The organism is Bradyrhizobium sp. Pa8, assembly GCF_052588265.1.
Genome location: NZ_CP176767.1, coordinates 8,067,824 through 8,085,815 on the forward strand (window position 1 = coordinate 8,067,824; position 17,992 = coordinate 8,085,815).

Annotated in this window: 13 protein-coding genes and 1 tRNA gene; 1 reads left to right on the plus strand and 13 read right to left on the minus strand. The window is 64.8% G+C overall.

Annotation, left to right across the window (positions count from 1 at the left end):
• Positions 1-207 precede the first annotated feature (207 nt).
• The 3 genes from ACKWRH_RS38180 to ACKWRH_RS38190 all read right to left on the minus strand — a co-directional run bounded on the left by ACKWRH_RS38180 (position 208) and on the right by ACKWRH_RS38190 (position 2,619).
• Entirely contained in the window at positions 208-1,821 is a 1,614-nt protein-coding gene (locus ACKWRH_RS38180; RefSeq protein ID WP_445217748.1) for a tyrosine-type recombinase/integrase, read from the minus strand.
• A gap of 96 nt (positions 1,822-1,917) precedes the next feature.
• Positions 1,918-1,994, minus strand: a tRNA-His gene (locus tag ACKWRH_RS38185).
• A 190-nt stretch (positions 1,995-2,184) separates the two neighbouring features.
• On the minus strand, positions 2,185-2,619 hold the full coding sequence (locus ACKWRH_RS38190; RefSeq protein WP_445217749.1) for a phasin: 435 nt from the start codon (positions 2,617-2,619) through the stop codon (positions 2,185-2,187).
• Positions 2,620-3,322: 703 nt separating this feature from the next.
• Between ACKWRH_RS38190 and ACKWRH_RS38195 the strand changes: the two genes are divergently transcribed.
• Positions 3,323-6,763, plus strand: a complete 3,441-nt coding sequence (locus ACKWRH_RS38195; RefSeq protein ID WP_445217750.1) for a PAS domain-containing protein — start codon at positions 3,323-3,325, stop codon at positions 6,761-6,763.
• A gap of 10 nt (positions 6,764-6,773) precedes the next feature.
• Here the strand turns inward: ACKWRH_RS38195 and ACKWRH_RS38200 are convergent, their stop codons facing one another.
• From ACKWRH_RS38200 to ACKWRH_RS38245, 10 genes are all read right to left on the minus strand, one after another.
• A complete protein-coding gene (locus tag ACKWRH_RS38200; RefSeq protein WP_445217751.1) occupies positions 6,774-8,327 on the minus strand; it encodes an FAD-dependent oxidoreductase in 1,554 nt (517 codons plus the stop codon).
• Positions 8,328-8,603: 276 nt separating this feature from the next.
• Positions 8,604-9,776: an acetyl-CoA C-acyltransferase gene (locus ACKWRH_RS38205; protein ID WP_445217752.1), complete on the minus strand. Its 1,173-nt coding sequence runs from the start codon at positions 9,774-9,776 to the stop codon at positions 8,604-8,606.
• 188 nt (positions 9,777-9,964) lie between these two features.
• Positions 9,965-11,554 (minus strand): phosphoglycerate dehydrogenase, encoded by a 1,590-nt coding sequence (gene serA, locus ACKWRH_RS38210; RefSeq protein ID WP_071909593.1) that lies wholly within the window; start codon positions 11,552-11,554, stop codon positions 9,965-9,967.
• Positions 11,555-11,778: 224 nt separating this feature from the next.
• Positions 11,779-12,951 (minus strand): phosphoserine transaminase, encoded by a 1,173-nt coding sequence (locus tag ACKWRH_RS38215; RefSeq protein WP_445217753.1) that lies wholly within the window; start codon positions 12,949-12,951, stop codon positions 11,779-11,781.
• Positions 12,952-13,030: 79 nt separating this feature from the next.
• Positions 13,031-13,222 carry a hypothetical protein gene (locus ACKWRH_RS38220; RefSeq protein WP_445217754.1) on the minus strand — a complete coding sequence of 64 codons (192 nt, stop codon included), beginning with the start codon at positions 13,220-13,222 and terminating at the stop codon, positions 13,031-13,033.
• 173 nt (positions 13,223-13,395) lie between these two features.
• Complete coding sequence (locus tag ACKWRH_RS38225; protein ID WP_014492057.1) at positions 13,396-13,860, minus strand: GNAT family N-acetyltransferase; 465 nt, start codon at positions 13,858-13,860, stop codon at positions 13,396-13,398.
• Positions 13,861-13,890: 30 nt separating this feature from the next.
• Complete coding sequence (locus ACKWRH_RS38230; RefSeq protein ID WP_445217755.1) at positions 13,891-14,481, minus strand: glutathione S-transferase family protein; 591 nt, start codon at positions 14,479-14,481, stop codon at positions 13,891-13,893.
• A gap of 75 nt (positions 14,482-14,556) precedes the next feature.
• Complete coding sequence (locus ACKWRH_RS38235) at positions 14,557-15,444, minus strand: outer membrane protein (protein ID WP_445217756.1); 888 nt, start codon at positions 15,442-15,444, stop codon at positions 14,557-14,559.
• 168 nt (positions 15,445-15,612) lie between these two features.
• Positions 15,613-16,449 (minus strand): outer membrane protein, encoded by an 837-nt coding sequence (locus ACKWRH_RS38240; RefSeq protein ID WP_028151808.1) that lies wholly within the window; start codon positions 16,447-16,449, stop codon positions 15,613-15,615.
• A gap of 220 nt (positions 16,450-16,669) precedes the next feature.
• A complete protein-coding gene (locus tag ACKWRH_RS38245) occupies positions 16,670-17,938 on the minus strand; it encodes an MFS transporter (RefSeq protein WP_445217757.1) in 1,269 nt (422 codons plus the stop codon).
• Positions 17,939-17,992 lie beyond the last annotated feature (54 nt).

A 17,992-nucleotide genomic window follows, 5' to 3' on the forward strand; every position in this document is an offset into this window, starting at 1 on the left:
CAGCGGGCCCCTGCTTGTTCTAAAGCCGATCCGGCGGTGAGAGTTTTGGTGACCAAGGCGGCGGCGGTTTTCTTTGTGATGCTAGTCATGGTGCGAGATTCTTTCATTGATGCCCGGTGAGCCCCAATGCCCTGCCGGTTGTGCTTGCCACGTGTACGCCGCACACTCCCGCAAGAGACACGTGACGGTCCCTCGGGGCAAACACCATCAATCGAGTTTGTATCGGGGATACTTCTTCAGGGCCTCGGCCATAGCGGCCGGCGTAGGTGCTCCGTACTTTCGGCCCTCAGTGGCCTGGGTGTGGCCAGTGATCGCGTCATTCATCTTCTCGGGCATCCCAATCTCGTCTGCGCGCCGCTTGAACGTGTGGCGCCAAGCGTGGTTAGGACTGAGTTCAGGGTCATTGACGCCCAGCCCGCGGACCCATTCCCCGAGGTGTGCACGGGCGGTGTCTGCACGAGACCGCGACGGCTTCATGGGATCGGCACTCAATCGCTGGGGTGTCTTGTCGTTGTAGAACAGCGCGCCCTTGCCTACCCGCTCCACCATCTCAATGAAGCCCTGGGCCAGTAGGTGCTCGTGGATGGGCACAGTACGAGGCTTTGCAGTCTTGATCGTGCCGGCGTCCGGCGTGAGCTTCATCACGAACAGGCCCTTGCGGTCCTCAATGTCGATGCCCCGAAGCTGCGTGATTTCTCCAGGCCGCGCTCCCGAGTAGGCACACAGCCACGGCACCCAACGGCGCGTCCGCTCAGTAGGCGTGGCGGGCTTCTGGATGGCTAGGCTCGCTTTAAGAATGGTGCTTGCTTCTACATCGGTGAAGCTGCGGCCGTCCTCGCGGGTCTGCACCCTTCGCGGAACATCCACCCGCACTTCCTTGAATGGGTTTTGCGCGATGCGCTTATGCTCGCGGGCCCAGCCAAACACGCGCCGAGAGGACGATAGCCAAACCTCTCGCACGGTGATTGCCTGACGCCCCTCGGTGATCAGCCCGTGCACCCACTTACGCGCGGCGTCCTCCGTGATCCCATTTGCCCCGACCTCTGCAAACTCCCGCTGCATCTCAAGGAACACGGCACGCCATCGGGTCACCGTCTTAGGCGCGGGCTTCATTGCGAGAACAAAGGCCTCGAAAAGCTCCCAGCAGCTCACGCTCGGCGCGCGTGAGGCCCCGTCTGTGAAAGGCGGGAAGCTGTCGGGCCGTTCGTCTGGGGAGTAGTCGCCCTGGGCTCGCTTCTCTAGTAGCTGGATCGCGGGCAAAAGATTGTCGCTGACAGCATCCGCGAACAGGGCATACGCGGTCGAGTTCAGTGCCTTCCCCTCGCTAGCGAGAAAGGTGGCGACGCGAGCCAACTCAGCGATCTGCGGCCTTACGGCGTCCCGCACCTCTGGGTCGTTCTGCCAGTCTGCGTGCGGGTCCGACCTCGAATCCTCCTCATAGCTTTCTGGCGCCTCCGGGCGAATGACGTTCCAGACGACGTGGTCCCCGAAGTCCCGCCAATACTTGGGCTGCCCCGGGTCCGCCTCGTGTTGCTTCACGAACCAGTTGTACCAACGGCCCGCGAGCGCGATTGCGTTGAGCTTGGTGAGCGGCTGGCCCTCGCCGTTCCTTTGGGCTCGCAGGGTTGCGATGCGCGTCTCAACCTCAGCCTCCCACTCTCCGAGGCGAGCCTTGGCTTCATGCTTCGGAGTGCCGGCCGGAAGCTTGAGGTGGGCTTCGCGCTTGTGCCCGTAGAGACGCTGGTAGTCCTCGCGGACGTCCTGGGGAATGCCCTTCCGGGCGAACCACCGACCATCTGCGGCTCGATTCAACGCGACCATTCGCAACGCCATTTGTGCAGCCTTTTGTATTCTAGGCGGCGCAAATCCACTCGGTCTATCAATAAGATGCTGGGAATGCGGAGTTATCCGCAACGGTGGTACAGTTGGGTGGGCTCGAACCACCGACCTCCTGTTCCACAGACAGGCGCTCTAACCAACTGAGCTACAACTGCATCCTTGCGAGCCGCCTTGGGCGCCTGGACGGGCCGTCGACCTAGGGGGGCTGGACGGGGCGGAAACTAGGTGCAACGGGCGTTTTTGGCAAGGCCGCAAAACCCGAGAATCGCCCTTCGGATGAGGTTATTTCCAAAGCAAAACCCGGGCTCTAGGCCCGGGTTTCTTAATTTAAACCAGCCGGCCTGATCAGGCGGCGGGCTTGTAGAACTTCGAGGCCGAGGCCTTGATCGGCTCGGCGGTCTCGGCGGCGACGCGCTGGGCGAGCTCGACCAACTCCTTGGCCTGGGACTGGAAGGTCTCGAGCTGGGTGCGGGTGTGGCCGGTCCACAGCTCCAGCGCTTCCGCCGGCGACTTGAGGCCGAACAGCTGCTGGGCGAAGTCCAGCTGGGCGCTGGTGTTGGCCTTCATGAACTCCACCAGCTTGGCCGTGTACTCGCTCGCGCCCTTGTTGGCCGAGGTGAACACGGCCTCGACGGTGCCGTTGTGGGTCTCGGCCGCGTCCTTGAACTTGGCATAGCTCTCGCGCGCCTGCGACACGCCCTTTTCGGCGAACGCACGCATCTGCTCGGGAACCTCGAACGGGATGATCGAGGCAGAAAACGGATCAGTCGCAGCTGTCATAGTTGGTCCCTCACGCTAATGAAAAATGGAGTGAGCCTTCTGGCGCTGCCCGCCGGCCCCGACCTAGGCCTCAAATTCAGCGGGAACGAAGACTGGAAACGCAAAACGAATGAGATGGCTCGTCCAGCGCCCATCACTATCGCTGCCTAAGATGTCAACATTGTGCAACGCAAACGTGATCCGGGCTGCGCCGCGAAATTTAATCGCGGTCAGGATGAGGTTCCTGAGCGAGGGAACCGGTGGTTGAGGTATGTCGGTGCGGAAAACGTGGTGAGATCAGCGCTCGCTGGCGTCTTACCCTCCCCTGGAGGGGGAGGGTCGATCGCGCGAAGCGCGAGCGGGGTGGGGTGATCTCTCCACTCGGGCACCGCCTCCATTGAGAGGCTGTCACCCCACCTCGGTTCGCATGCCGCTTCGCTGCATGCGAACCGATCCTCCCCCTCCAGGGGAGGATGGGCACCTGTGATGCCGCTGACGATCTGGCGCATTTCGCTGGGCTGCCCCGCCCGCGAATCCTGCGGATGCCGCCGGGCTGCGGCTTGCGGGGTTGGCACCATTAAGGTTATCGCGGCTTTAGGCTTCGCCGTGTAGACCGGAGCCGTGGACCTGCCCGCGCCTGCGCGCGATAGTAACCCTTTCTTAAGGCTGTCATTCCGGCAGCCTTGCACCCTGATGCTGACAAGCGAGACTTGAAGCCGGTCGGATGACGAGTTCGGATTTCCAGTTGCGAGGCGTGGGCGATCCCCGGCTGGCCGTGCACGCGACCTCTCCGCTGCCCGCCTGGCTCTGGTCGATCGACGGCACGCGGGTGCTCTGGGCCAATCCGGTCGGCGCAAAACTGTTCGGCGCGGCCAATGCCACAGCGCTCGCGGACAGGACCTTCGGCCCGGCCGACGGCCATCGCCGCCAAATCGCCCGGCTCGCGCGCCAGCTGACGCCGAACGGCGCGATCAGGCTGGAACGGCTGCGCGGCTTCGGCGCCCGCCTGGGCATGCTGATGACCTGCGCCTGCGCCCGCCTCGACTTCGCCGATGGAAGCTCCGGCGTGCTCGTCACCGCGATGGATCCGACGCTGCGCCCCATGCCGCTGGTCGAGCGCCTGCATCGTCTCGTCGAGGGCGCCAGGGTGCCGATGGCGGCGTTCGCGCCCGACGGCCTGTTCATCGGCGCCAGCGAAGCCGCCCGCTCCCTGCTCGGCTTCCGCGATCTCGGCGATGCCGGCCTCGACCAGGCCCGCAGCGATGCGCTGGCGAAAGGCCGCGCCGAGACGCCGATCGGCATCGGCCAGATGGTGCTGCAACGGGTCGGCGTCGGCGCCGATGTCGGCCTGGTCGCGCTGATCGAGCCGGCCGCCCGGCCGGCGGCGCCCGATATCGAAGAGACCATCGCGCGCGAACAAGCCGCGCAGCCCGCGCCTGACGCTCCGCCGCCGCTCCCTCCTGTCGCGGTGCAGGACCAAGCGCCGCCGGCGCTGGCGAACGCGGCTGCATCCGAAATCGCGCTGTTCGACGCCTTCGCCGAACCGGTCGAAACGCCGGCTCCGACCGAGACCGCCCCGCCATCGGAGACGCTCGCGGACGCGCACACCGCGAGCGACGCGATGCCGGAGGTCGTCACGATCCAGGAGGCGGCCGAACCGCCTGTCCAGGAAAGGATCGGCGAAGCAATCGACGCGGCGCCCAAAACTCCGGTTGAAAACCGCCCCTCAGCCATTGTGTCGCCGCAGGCCGCGCCGATCACCTCACACATGGTCGAACCGCCGTCAGCGGAGCCTCCCGCACCGCGTCTGCATCCGCTGCGCTTCCTGTGGCAGATGGATCCGCAGGGGCGCTTTGTGCTCGCAACCAGCGACTTCACCCACCTGATCGGCGCGCACACCGCCGCCGGTTTCGGCCGCCCCTGGCGCGAGATCGCCGACGAGTTTGCGCTCGATCCCGAAGGCCGCGTGGCACAGGCGCTTGCAAGCCACGACACCTGGGCCGGGATCACCGTGAACTGGCCGGCCGATGGCGGCGAGCATCTGCCGGTCGAGCTCGCGGGCCTGCCCGTCTACGACCGCGAGCGCAATTTCGCGGGCTTCAGGGGCTTTGGCGTCTGCCGCGATCTCGACGGACTCAACCGGCTCGATGCGCTCAGGCGCTTTGAGCTGTTGGCCGCGCCGCCCGCACAGTACGGCCTCTCCGCCGACGCCGTCGATCCCGAGCCGGAGCCCGTGGCGGAGGCGCCGCCGCCGAGCGAGCCGCCCGCACCCGAGCCCGAGCCTGAGCGAACACCTGAACCTGAACTGCCCGAACCCGTAGCCGACGCGAATTCACATCCAACCGATCCGGAAACATCAGTGGAAACGCCTCCCAATGTCGTGCCGTTCCGCCCGCCCGGCGATGCGCGATCGCCGACGCTGACCCCGGTCGAGAACAGCGCGTTCAACGAGCTTGCCCGGCAATTGTCCGAGCGACTCGAACGCGAGCGCGAGACGATCGCCGCCGTCGCGGCCGAGCCGCCGGCCGCGGAGCATGCGCCCGAACCTCCGATGCCGGAACCCGAGGCGCCGCACGCGCCGGCCGAATGGCTGACCGAGCCCGCGCCGCCCGCGCAGGGCCACAGCGTGCGCGACCGCGCGCTGCTCGACCTCGTGCCGACGGGCATGCTGATCTACCGGCTCGACCGGCTGCTCTACGCCAACCCCGCCTTCCTCGCGCGCATGGGCTATTCCAGCCTGGGCGCGCTGGAGGATGCCGGCGGGCTCGATGCGCTGTATGTCGAGCCGGGCGTGTCGTCGGCGAGCAGCAGGTCGCAAGCAGGCACGCCGGTGACAATCAGCGCGACGGTGGCGAACGGCGAAGAGCCGCTTCCGACCACCGAAGCGCATCTGCACACGATCGACTGGGACGGCGCGAGCGCGCATGCGCTGATCTGCGCGCTGCCGCAAGCAGCAACAGTCGTTGCCGCGCCTGCCGTCGCGCCACCTGTCGTCGTCGAACCCGTCGTCGCAGAATCCTTCCCCTACGCGCCCGAGCCCGAGCCCGAGGCCGGCGATGCCGACGCCGAGGATCTCGCCGCGATCCTCGACACCACCGCCGAGGGCATCGTCATGTTCGATGCCGAAGGCAACATCCACGCCTGCAACCGCAGCGCGGAAGCGCTGTTCGGCTATGACGGCGAAGCGCTGATGCAGCGGAACCTGGTGACGCTGTTTGCGCCGGAAAGCCAGCAAATCGTGGTCGACTATCTCGAAAGCCTCAAGAGCCAGGACATCGCGAGCCTGCTCGACCACGGCCGCGAGGTGCTGGGCCGCGAGAAGAAGGGCGGCGTCATTCCGCTCGCCATGATCATGGGCCGCACCAGGCCCGACGGCCCGAACTTCTTCGCCGTGTTCCGCGACCTCTCGCAGAGCAAGAAGGGCGAGAGCGAGCTCAAGAGCGCCCGCCGTCTCGCCGACGGCGCGGCGAATGCCAAGGCCGACATGCTGGCGCGGATCAGCCACGAGATCCGCACGCCGCTCAACGCCATCATCGGCTTCGCCGAGGTGATGATCTCCGAACGCTTCGGCACGCTCGGCAACGACCGCTACGGCGAATACATGAAGGACATCCGCGCCTCCGGCGAGCGCGTCATCACCATCATCGACGATCTGCTGGAGCTGTCGCGGATCGAGACCGGCAAGCTCGATCTCAATTTCGCCAACCTCAACCTCAACGATCTCGTCGAAGCCTGCGTCACGGTGATGCAGCCGCAGGCCAACCGCGAGCGCATCATCATCCGCACCTCGCTCGGGCATGCGTTGCCGCAGGTGAGCGTGGACGCGCGCGCGATGCGGCAGATCACCATGAACCTGATCTCGAACTCGATCCGGCTCGCCAGCGCCGGCGGCCAGGTCATCGTCTCGACCGCGCTCACCGACCGCGGCGAGATCGCGTTGCGGATCCGCGACACCGGCCACGGCCTCAGCGAGCGCGAGGTCGCCGCCGCGATGGAGCCGTTCCGGACGCCACCGCCGGGCGACGCCGCGGACAGTTCGGCGCTGAGCCTGTCATTGACCAAGGCCCTGGTCGAAGCCAACCGCGCCCAGTTCAACATCAAGAGCGCGGGCAATTCCGGCACGCTGATCGAGGTGGTGTTCGCACCGGCCCTGGCGAAGGCTTAAGCGACGGCTCTCAGGGACATTCGCGCGCCGCTGTCGAATCGCCGAACCATCGCGACGCGGCCTGAGCGGCCTCCACATGGTCGGGTGCACCGTCACTGGCCCAGGCGACAATGCCATCGGGGCGCACCAGCACGGCGCTCAGGCCCAGCCGATCCCTGGGCTCATCCGCGACATAATCGATCCGGCCACCCCAGCGGCTTGCAAGCGCTTGAAGCGGCGCGCGAGCGTCGAAGTCCAGCAATATCCCCCGCGCCGTCCTGAGGCGCTCTCCGGCCGTCGTCCCGTCAAGCAACTCGAAATCGGGGATACTCCGGCCCACGAGCGAATGGCCATTGCCGAGATCGTAGCGGAGCGAAACGCCGCGCACGCGCTCGGCGAAATAGGTGGCACCGTCGCGGGTCTCGACGAGATCGCGAATGATGGCCTGAAGTGCGCGGGCGCTCGGCGTCGGCCGCATGATCGCGACCTGCGCGCGCGACCAGTCGAGGATTTGCGCGCCGACAGGATGCCGCTCGCGCGAATAGGTATCGAGGAGATCGGCCGGTGCTTGCCTGCGGATCGTGGCCGCCAGCTTCCAGCCCAGGTTCATCGCATCGCCGAGGCCGAGATTGAGGCCCTGGCCGCCCAGCGGCGAATGGATGTGGGCGGCGTCGCCCGCCAGCAGCACGCGCCCCCTGCGATAGGTCGTTGCCTGATGCGCCCGATCCGTCCAGGTGGCGGCGAGCCGAAGAGCCATGATGGTGACGTCCGTGCAGGAGACGCGGCGCAAGACGCCCTGCACATGCTCGCGCGTGATCGGCTTGGTGCGGTGAAACGCACCAGCGTCGAAATCGACCATCGCGATCGTCCCAGGCTGCGCAAAGGTATACATGCCCGTGGGCGTGTAGTTGCGGCCCGGTCGGAGTTTTTCCGGATCGGCCAGCTCGATCTCGACGGAATAGCCGGTGAACTCCGGATCGGTGCCGACAAAGTCGAATCCGCTCAGCTTGCGCACCGCGCTGCGGCCGCCGTCGCAACCGACCAGCCAGCGTCCGCGGAAACTCTCGCCGCCCGCCTCGACACTTACTTCATGGTCTGAAGCGGTGATGGCATTGACGCCAAACCCGCGCCGGATATCGACGCCTATGCTGCATGCGCGCGCGGCCAGAACGGATTCGAGCGTTTCCATATCGACGGCGACATTGGCATCGGCCGGCGTCGGCAGGCGCCAGGGCCACTTCACGGCATCGATGTCGTCCTGATAGAACTGGATGCCGGCGAAATGGCCCGCGGGTCGTCGCGTCTGCTGTATCCAGTGGGCCGCACTCTTGATCGCGCCTGACGCGCGTTGCTGCGCGGCCTCGATCTCTTCCAGCAAGCCACGCCGGTGGAAGGCCTCGAGTGTCGGGACCGAGAGGCCGCGGAGGCCAAACGGGAGTTGCTTCAGGGCCGAATGCGGGTCCCGTGCCTGCTCCAGCATCAGCACCGAGAGACCGGCGAGCCGCAGCTCGCACGCGAGAAACAGGCCAACGGGGCCGGCACCGACAATGACGACGTCGTAGAGATCAAAGGATTGATTGGGCATGAGACGCTCCTGTGGTCGATGTTCGACCGGAGCGTTCCCTGAGGCTTCGAGAATCACACGGACGAACGATGGGGCGCCTCTCGGGCGTCCGATGTTCGTCGCGGGGATCTCGTGCACAAGGCCAAAGACCAGAGCTTTCGTTACCGAAAGGATTTGGGCTTACCAGACCAAATCTGCCTTTTCCGACACGAGGCTTATAGTTTCGTGGCGGTCGGTCCGCAACGAAAAAGGCACGGCGCTTGCGGCGCCGTGCCTTTCACATTCCTGTGGCTTATCTCAGCTGTAGATCTCGAACAGGCCGGCGCCGCCCTGGCCGCCGCCGATGCACATGGTCACGACGCCCCACTTGGCCTTGCGGCGCGCACCTTCCTGGAGGATGTGGCCGGTGAGACGCGCGCCGGTCATGCCGAAGGGATGGCCGATCGCGATCGAGCCGCCGTTGACGTTGTACTTGGCGGGATCGATGCCGAGCTTGTCGCGCGAGTAGAGGCACTGGCTGGCGAAGGCCTCGTTGAGCTCCCACAGATCGATGTCGTCGATCTTCAGGCCGGTGCGCTTCAGCAGCTTCGGGATCGCGAACACCGGGCCGATGCCCATCTCGTCGGGCTCGCAGCCGGCCGTCGCCCAGGCGACGAACCGGCCGAGCGGCTTGAGGCCGCGCTTCTCGGCATCCTTGGCTTCCATCAGCACCACGGCGGCGGCGCCGTCCGAGAGCTGGCTGGCATTGCCGGCGGTGACGAACTTACCAGGGCCCTTCACCGGCTCGAGTTTTGCCAACCCTTCCAGCGTGGTCTCGGGGCGATTGCATTCATCGCGATCGACGACGTAGTCGACGATCGATTCCGCTTTGGTCGCCTTGTCGACGACCTTCATCCTGGTCTTCATCGGGACGATCTCGTCCTTGAACTTGTTCGCCTGCTGGGCCGCGGCCATGCGGCGCTGCGATTCCAGCGAGAACTCGTCCTGGTATTCGCGGCTGAGCTTGTAGCGCTCGGCGACGATGTCGGCCGTGTCGATCATCGCCATGAAGATATCGGGCGCGACCTTGAGCAGTTCCGGATCGATCGATTCCTTCGGCGAGCCGCCGCCGGGGATCGAGATGCTCTCGACGCCACCGGCAACGATGCAGTCGGCGCCGTCGGAGCGGATCGAGTTGGCGGCCATCGCGATGGTCTGCAGGCCCGACGAGCAGAAGCGGTTCACGGAAACGCCGGCCGTGGTCGTCGGCAGGCCCGCGAGCAGCGCGGCCTGACGGCCGATGTTCGGCGCGCCATGGGCGCAATTGCCGAGATAGCAGTCCTCGACATAGTCCTTCTCGACGCCGGCGCGGCTCACAGCGTGCTGGATGGCGTGGGCCGCGAGCGACATCGGCGGCGTGATGTTGAACCCGCCGCGGCCGGACTTGGCGAGGCCCGTGCGTGCATAGGAAACGATGACGGCTTCACGCATTGTCTTCTCCCTTTTCGTACGATTTTGAACGGAGCGTCCTCGCGCCATTGGTACACAAAGTTCGGCTGGCTTGGGAGAAATAAAGCGGGCCGCTGCATCAACAAAAACGCCGCCCTCTCGGGAGGGCGGCGTGGTTGTTCCGCAGGTCGGAATATATGATGGCCGTCATTCCGTGGCGCGCGAGCGCCTCAGAACGTCAGTGCCTTGACCTGCTTGACCTGCGGCAGGGCCTGCACCTTGGCGAGCAGTTCGGGCGGCACGACACCGTCGACCTCGATCAGCGCGATGGCATCGGAGCCCGGCGCGACGCGACCGAGATGGAAGGTCGCGATGTTGATCTTGGCGTCACCCAGCAGGCTCGCGAACTTGCCGATGAAGCCCGGCTTGTCCTCGTTGGTCACGTAGATCATCGACTTGCCGAACTCGGCGTCGACGCGGATGCCCTTGACGTCGACGAGGCGCGGCTTGCCGTCATGATACACGGTGCCGGAGACCGAGCGCTCCTGGCGCTCCGTCGCCACCGTGACGGTAATCAGGCTCTCATAGTCGCTCTGGGCGGCGCGCACGATCTCGTCCACCACCATGCCGCGCTCCTTGGCGACGACCGGGGCGGACACCACGTTGACCTCGCCCAGCATCGGCCGCAGCAGGCCCGACAGCACGGCCGAGGTGATCGCCTTGATCTTCATCTCGGCGACGTGGCCCTCATAGGTGATCTGCACCTTGAGGATGCCGGATTCGGTCAGCTGGCCGGCGAACGAGCCGAGCTTCTCGGCGAGCGAGATGAACGGCTTCAGCTTCGGCGCTTCTTCCGCCGTGATCGACGGGAAGTTGACGGCGTTCGAGATCGCACCGGTGAGCAGGTAATCCGACATCTGCTCGGCGACCTGGAGCGCGACGTTCTCCTGCGCTTCCGTGGTCGAGGCGCCGAGATGCGGCGTGCAGATCACGTTGGGATGGCCGAACAGCACGTTCGCGTTCGCCGGCTCCTCGACGAAGACGTCGAAGGCGGCGCCGGCAATGTGCTTGGAATTCAGCGCATCGACCACCGCCTGCTCGTCGACGAGGCCGCCGCGGGCGCAGTTGATCAGGCGCACGCCCTTCTTCATCTTGGCGATCGCGGATGCGTCGATGATGTTCTTCGTCTTCTCGGTGAGCGGGGTGTGCAGCGTGATGAAGTCGGCGCGCTTCAAGAGGTCGTCGAGCTCGACCTTCTCGACACCGATGTCCTTGGCGCGCTCCGGCGACAGGAACGGATCGAAGGCGACGACCTTCATGCGCAGGCCGAGCGCGCGGTCGGCGACGATCGAGCCGATGTTGCCGCAGCCGACGACGCCGAGCACCTTGCCGGTGATCTCGACGCCCATGAAGCGGTTCTTCTCCCACTTGCCGGCCTGGGTCGAAGCGTCGGCCTGCGGGATCTCGCGGGCCAGGGCCAGCATCAGCGTGATGGCGTGCTCGGCGGTCGTGATCGAATTGCCGAACGGCGTGTTCATCACGATGATGCCCTTGGCCGTGGCGGCGGGAATCTCGACATTGTCGACGCCGATGCCGGCGCGGCCGATCACCTTGAGGTTGGTCGCCTTCTCGAGGATTTTTGCGGTCGCCTTGGTCGCGGAGCGGATCGCGAGACCGTCGTAATTGCCGATGATCTCGGCAAGCTTGTCCTTGTCCTTGCCGAGGTTGGGCTGGAAGTCGACCTCGACGCCGCGATCCTTGAAGATCTGAACGGCAGCGGGAGAGAGCGCGTCGGAAATGAGAACTTTGGGTTTGGTCATGGTGTCTTCCTTCACACCCTCCCGGGATGGGGAGGGTCGGCGCAAAGCGCCGGGGTGGGGTGAAGCTACAGATTCGAAACTCGCCGGTGCACCGCGTGGAGAAATCACCCCACCCCGCCGCACCTGCTTGTTTGAGCATGATCTTCTCGGAAAACCGGATTCCACTTTTCCGGATCATGCTCGCCGGCACGTCGACCCTCCCCCTCCAGGGGAGGGTCAGAGGCTCAAGCCGCCTTGGCGAGCTGTGCCTTGGTCTCGGCGAAGGCCCAGTCGATCCACTGGGTCAGGAGCTCGACATCCTTCGCCTCGACGGTGGCGCCGCACCAGATGCGCAGGCCGGCCGGCGCATCGCGGTAGTAGGCGAAGTCGTAGCCCGCGCCTTCCTTCTCGACCAGCGCGACCAGCTTCTTGGAGAAGTCGGCCTGCGCGTCCTCGGAGAGCGAGGTGATCGCGGGATCGGTGAACTTCAGGCACACCGAGGTGTTGGAGCGGATCGCGGCGTCCTTGGCCAGGAAGTCGATCCAGGGCGTCTTCGCCTTCCAGTCGGCCAGCACCTTGGTGTTGGCGTCGGCGCGCGCGATGAGCGCCTTCAGGCCGCCGATCGACTTGGCCCAGTTCAGCGCATCGAGATAATCCTCGACGCACAGCATCGACGGCGTGTTGATGGTCTCCCCGACGAAGATGCCTTCGTTGATCTTGCCGCCCTTGGTCATGCGGAAGATCTTCGGCAGCGGCCAAGCCGGCTTGTAGGTCTCGAGCCGCTCCACCGCGCGGGGTGACAGGATCAGCATGCCGTGCGCGGCCTCACCGCCGAGCGCCTTCTGCCAGGAGAAGGTGACGACGTCGAGCTTGGCCCAGTCGAGCGGCTGCGCGAACGCGGCAGACGTCGCGTCGCAGATGGTCAGGCCTTGGCGGGTCGCGCTGATCCAGTCTGCGTTCGGCACGCGCACGCCTGAGGTGGTGCCGTTCCAGGTGAAGACGACGTCGCTGTTGGGATCGACCTTCGAGAGATCGGGGATTTCACCGTAGGCAGCGTTGAGCTTGGTGACGTCTTTGAGCTTCAATTCCTTGACGATGTCGCTGACCCAGCCCTCGCCGAAGGATTCCCAGGCGAGCGTGGTGACAGGCCGCGCACCGAGCAGCGACCACAGCGCCATCTCGACCGCGCCGGTGTCGGACGCCGGCACGATGCCGATGCGATAATCGGCGGGCACTTCAAGCACTTCACGCGTCAGGTCGATCGCGAGCTTGAGCTTGGTCTTGCCGACCTTCGCGCGATGCGAACGGCCGAGCGCTGCGTCCTTGAGATTTTGGGCGTTCCAGCCGGGGCGCTTGGCGCAGGGGCCGGAGGAGAAATGCGGCACGTTCGGCCGCGAAGCGGGCTTCGCTACAGTCATGATCTACCCTTCCAGATAGTAAGCCTCCCGTTGGGGGGAGGTGTCCCGCCGCGGCTGATACGGGAAACGGGAAGAGTCGTCAAGGAAGTTCCGGCGTCTCACGCTGGAGTGAAGGCAATTCCGGCGCAATCTTGGGGGATTCGACCACGGCAAGCGCGTTCAGCAAGTCCGTGGCATCGCTGATCAATTGCGCGGCACGACGGCGGCTGCCGACTTTCAAAATGCATTTGTCGTTGGCCTGCACGACGTAATCGTTGCCGACCTTGATCATGGAATAGCTTGTCATCGAAATCCCCGAACCGACCGAGCCCGGTGTCTGACGCTGCCGTAGCACCGTTCGTTCCCGGCTCAACGTGAACGACGGCTGGGTAGTTTACCGGCTCTTAATATGAACGAATGCGCGATCCGAATTTGCTGATCGCGCAAGGCTCGCGACGAGCTGCGTCAAAAGCGGACAGTCATGCCGACATGACTCGCAGCGAAGCCGAGCCGCTTGTAGAAGCGCTGCGCATCCGTTCGCGTCTGATGCGTCAGCAGTTCGACCAGATTGCAGCCGCGCGCTTTCGCTTCCGCGACCGCCCATTGCACCAGCTGCTCGCCGATGCCGCGGCTGCGACAATCGGAAGCAACGCGAACGTCTTCGAGCAGACCGCGGATGCCGCCTTGCGTGCTGATGCCCGGCAAGATCGCGAGTTGCAGGCAGCCGACCACCCTGCCCTCGCTCTCTGCCACCACGAGCGTGAGATTTTGATCGCGCTCGACCCGCTCGAACGCCTGATAATAGGACGCAGGCAGGGGATCCTCCACGCGCTCGCGGGCGCGCCCGAGATGATCGTCGGCAAGCATGGCGACGATCGCCGCAACGTCCTCGCGGCGCGCGGGACGGATGGAGACGGACTTCTCGTTCATGTCGGGAAACTCCAAGAATCAGCGCGGCTCTCAGCGCGCCGGTGGAAGGCCGAGCCAGGCTTCGGCCTCGCCGATCCAGCGGCGGATGGCGGCATGGCGGCCGAGATCGAAGCCACCTTCATGCGCGAGGCGGGTATAGGCGAGCAGCGAGACGTCGGCGAGCGAAACTTCCTCGCCAGCGAAGAAGCGGCTTGCCGCAAGCTGCTGCTCCATGCGGTCGAGCGCCGCATAGCCGCGCTTGACCTTGTCAGGATCGAGCTCGGATGCGTCCTTGCCGAGATAGACCAGTTGGAAGCGGCACACTGCGATATAGGGCTCGTGACTGTACTGTTCCCAGAACAGCCATTCGTCCATCTTGGCCGCAGTGAAGGCATCGCGCGGAACGAGCGCGCTGTCGCGGGCGAGATAGCGGATGATGGCATTGGACTGCGCCAGCGTGCGGCCGTCGTCGAAGGCGACGGTGGGCACCTGGCCGGCACCGTTCATTTTCAGGAATTGCGGCGTGCGCGTCTCGCCCTTGCGGGTGTCGATCTCGATCCATTGGTAAGGCAGCGCGAGCTTGTCGCAGACCCACTTCACCTTGAGACAATTGCCGGAATTCGTGTCGCCGTAGATCTTCATCGCCGCCGCCCCGTTTTGGAGCGACAGAGCATCAGGACGGAGGGAACCTGTCAACCGCAGCGCGGCGAAGAAGCGTCAGAACTTGTAACCGAGCCCGACGCGCGCATTGTTCAGCGTCACCGACGTGTTCATGACGGGAGAGAACTTCACGTATTCATATTCCACCCGCGCGAACAATCCTTCCCACAGGCAGTATTCCAGTCCGAGGCCGGCGACCCAGCCGACCACGAAATTATTGGTCCTGTGCTGGGTCTGCGTCTGCGACTGCGCCGGAACTTGCTGCGGCGTTCCGATGATGGTGATGACGTTACCAAATGGATCCTGCACGGTCGCATCCTGACGCAGCTTCACATCGCTCGTCACGGTGCGGGAGACGTCCATGCGGCCGACCGCCGCGCCGGCGAACGCGTAAGGCATGAAATCGCCACCGTCCCAACCCACGCGCCCGCGGAGCGTGACCATGTCCTTGACCGTCGCCGACGCGGTGCCGGTCAATGTCGTGAGATAGTGGTTGGTCACGCCGGTGGGCTGGACGTCACCAGGCGGGTTGACGATATCGAGCGAATTGGAGCCGGACGACTGCGAGGAAATCTTGTTGAAATAGGTGTAGGTGCCCTCGAGACCGAGAACGGCATCGTACCATTGCCAGTTGCGGCCGACGAAGCCGCCGAAATTCGTGCCTTGCGTCGTGGTCTTGTTGAGGAGCGACCACGACGATGTCGGCCCTTGCAGCACGCTGTCGCGGAAGATGAAATTGGTGAGGCCGACGACGCTTTGGCTGAAGTCGGTTGATGCCGAGGAGTAGCCGAAGCTGCCGCCGGCATAGAAGCCGTCCCAGTTGCGCGTCGTCTTCGACAGGCCGTCGGTGAAGCCGCCGCGCAGGATGGGCAGATCCGGCATGTCGGCCGCTTGCGCGGCAGACACCGTTCCCAACATCGCCGCTGCCAACATCAGCCTACGCATTGCAACGCTCCATCGAACTCGAACTTTCGCTCGTGATCATGGCTCGTTAACCTTAACCAATGGTTGCGTCTGACGTTTTCGTCGCCGCTCGCCATGAAAAATATGCAAAGCAAAACGGCGCGGGATTATCCCGCGCCGTTAAGAGACGTTAAACGATGGAGCTGACGATCAGCCCTTGGTGACGAGCGGCGGCGGCATGTAGGCCGGCGGGCTGCTCAGGTCCCAACGCACGCCGAGCTTCACGTCATGCGAGGTGATGTCCTTGACCTTGATCGTCGACGGGCCCGAGATGCTGTTGTCGTAGGCGCGGAAGTTGCCGGGATTGGCGTCGCCGAGATCCATGTAGCTGTAGGCGAGTTCGACGGTGAGGCCGGGGCTGACCTTGTAGGCGAGACCGGCGTGGGCGGCCCAGGCAAAATTCCACTTACCGTTGTCGGCGAAGTAGGTCACGCTGTTGGAAAGCCCGCCGGGATTGATCCGGGTGCCGTCGTCACGGAAGCCGCTGAGCTTGTTGTAGGAACCGCCGACACCGGCGCCGATGAACGGGGTGATACACCACCAGGTGCCGAGATCGACATAGGCGTTGGCCATGACGACCCACTCGGACTTGCTGCCGGAGTAGTTATTGGCTTCGAAATCGGTCGCGCTGAGCGTGACGTTGTCGGAACCGTGCAGATTGGCCTTGCCGCGATACTGGCCGATCACGTCGGTGCGGAACCAGTTGTTGAAGCGATAACCGACGCCGAGGTCGAACAGCGGCGAGCTGTCGAAGCCGAGGCCCACGGTCTGGGTCGGGAACGTCTGCGCGGTCGCGCTGTCGATCCGCTTGGCGCTCTGGTTGGTCATGCCGATGTCGCCGCGGAGATACCAGCCGCCGAAGTCGGCGGGCGGAGCCGGCGGCGCGTACATGGGAGGCGGAGCGGCGATCGGCATATCGGCGGCGAACGCCATCGACGAGATGAGGGTCGCCGCACCTGCGGCAAGGAGAGACTTAACGCTACGCATTTGGCTTCGTCCTTATGGCCGGTGAGGCAAAATGCTGACGCCCCACGTTCTGGAAACTCACGGGAGGACGATGGCACCAAATGTTTAAGCGCCACTTAACCCTAATTTTTAAGGTTGATTTTTTCTCACCACTCGCGCGCATGCAGCAGAAGCGTTGCAAAAATGCGGCGCCCCAATTGCTAACGATTAATGAAGCCGCAATGCAGCGAGACAGGATTTGTTAACGCAGGTGCTGCGGCAGCTTGGGCAGGAACACCGCAAGCAGGCCGATCGCCGGCAGCCAGGCACAGACCTGGTAGACGAACTCGATCGAGGTGTGATCGGCGAGCTTGCCGAGCACGGCGGCACCCAGGCCGCCGATGCCGAAGGCAACGCCGAAGAACACGCCCGAGATCATGCCGAAGCGGTGCGGCACCAGTTCCTGCGCGAACACGATGATCGACGACGTCGTCGAGGAGATGATCAGGCCGATGATCACCGACAGCACCGCGCTCGCATAGAGCCCGGCATAGGGCAGCGCCAGCGTGAACGGCAGCGCGCCGAGGATCGAGATCCAGATCACGATCTTGCGGCCGAAGCGATCGCCCAGCGGACCGCCGAAGAATGCGCCAACCGCATTCGCGGCAAGGAAGATGAAGAGATAGATCTGCGCCGCCTGCGTCGACACGCCGAAGCGATCGATCAGATAGAAGATGTAGTAGCTCGACAGGCTCGAGACGTAGAGCTGCTTCGAGAACAGCAACGCCACCAGCACTGCAAGCGCAACCGCGACGCGGCGCGAGCTCGGCGCGTCGGGATGGGCCTGAACCGTCGCCGTCTTCTTCGCCTTGATCTGCGGCTCATACCAGCGGCCGATGCGCCAGAGGATGAGGATCGCGAGGAAAGCGATCGAGGAGAACCAGGCGATGCTGCCCTGCCCGAACGGCACCACGATCAGCGCGGCCAGCAGCGGCCCCATCGACGTGCCGAAGCTGCCGCCGAGCTGGAACACCGATTGCGCGAAACCATAGCGGCCGCCGGAGGCGAGCCGCGCGATGCGCGCCGACTCCGGGTGAAACACCGCCGAGCCGAGTCCGACCAGCGCGGCGGCAACCAGGATGACGAGATATTGGTGCGCGGCGCTGAGCAGCAGCAGGCCGAAGAAGGTCGAGGCCATGCCGATCGCGAGCGAATAGGGCTGCGCCTTCTTGTCGGTGTAGTGCCCGACCACCGGCTGGAGCAGCGAGGCCGTGAACTGGAAGGCCAGCGTGATCATGCCGATCTGCGCGAAGTCGAGCGCGTAGGTGTCCTTCAGGATCGGATACACCGAGGCGATCAACGACTGCATGGTGTCGTTGAGGAAGTGCGAGAAGCTGATGCCGGCAAGCACGACATAGGCCGGCCCTGCGGCTGCCTTGACGGTGGCAGGCTTGGCGTCGAGCGCCACATCGCTGACGACGACGACCGGCTCGGTCAGCGTTTCCGCAGGTACGACGACAGGCTTGTTCAATGGAGCATCCCGGCGCGGCACGACAGATTGCCGCACCGCCTAACTACGATGCTG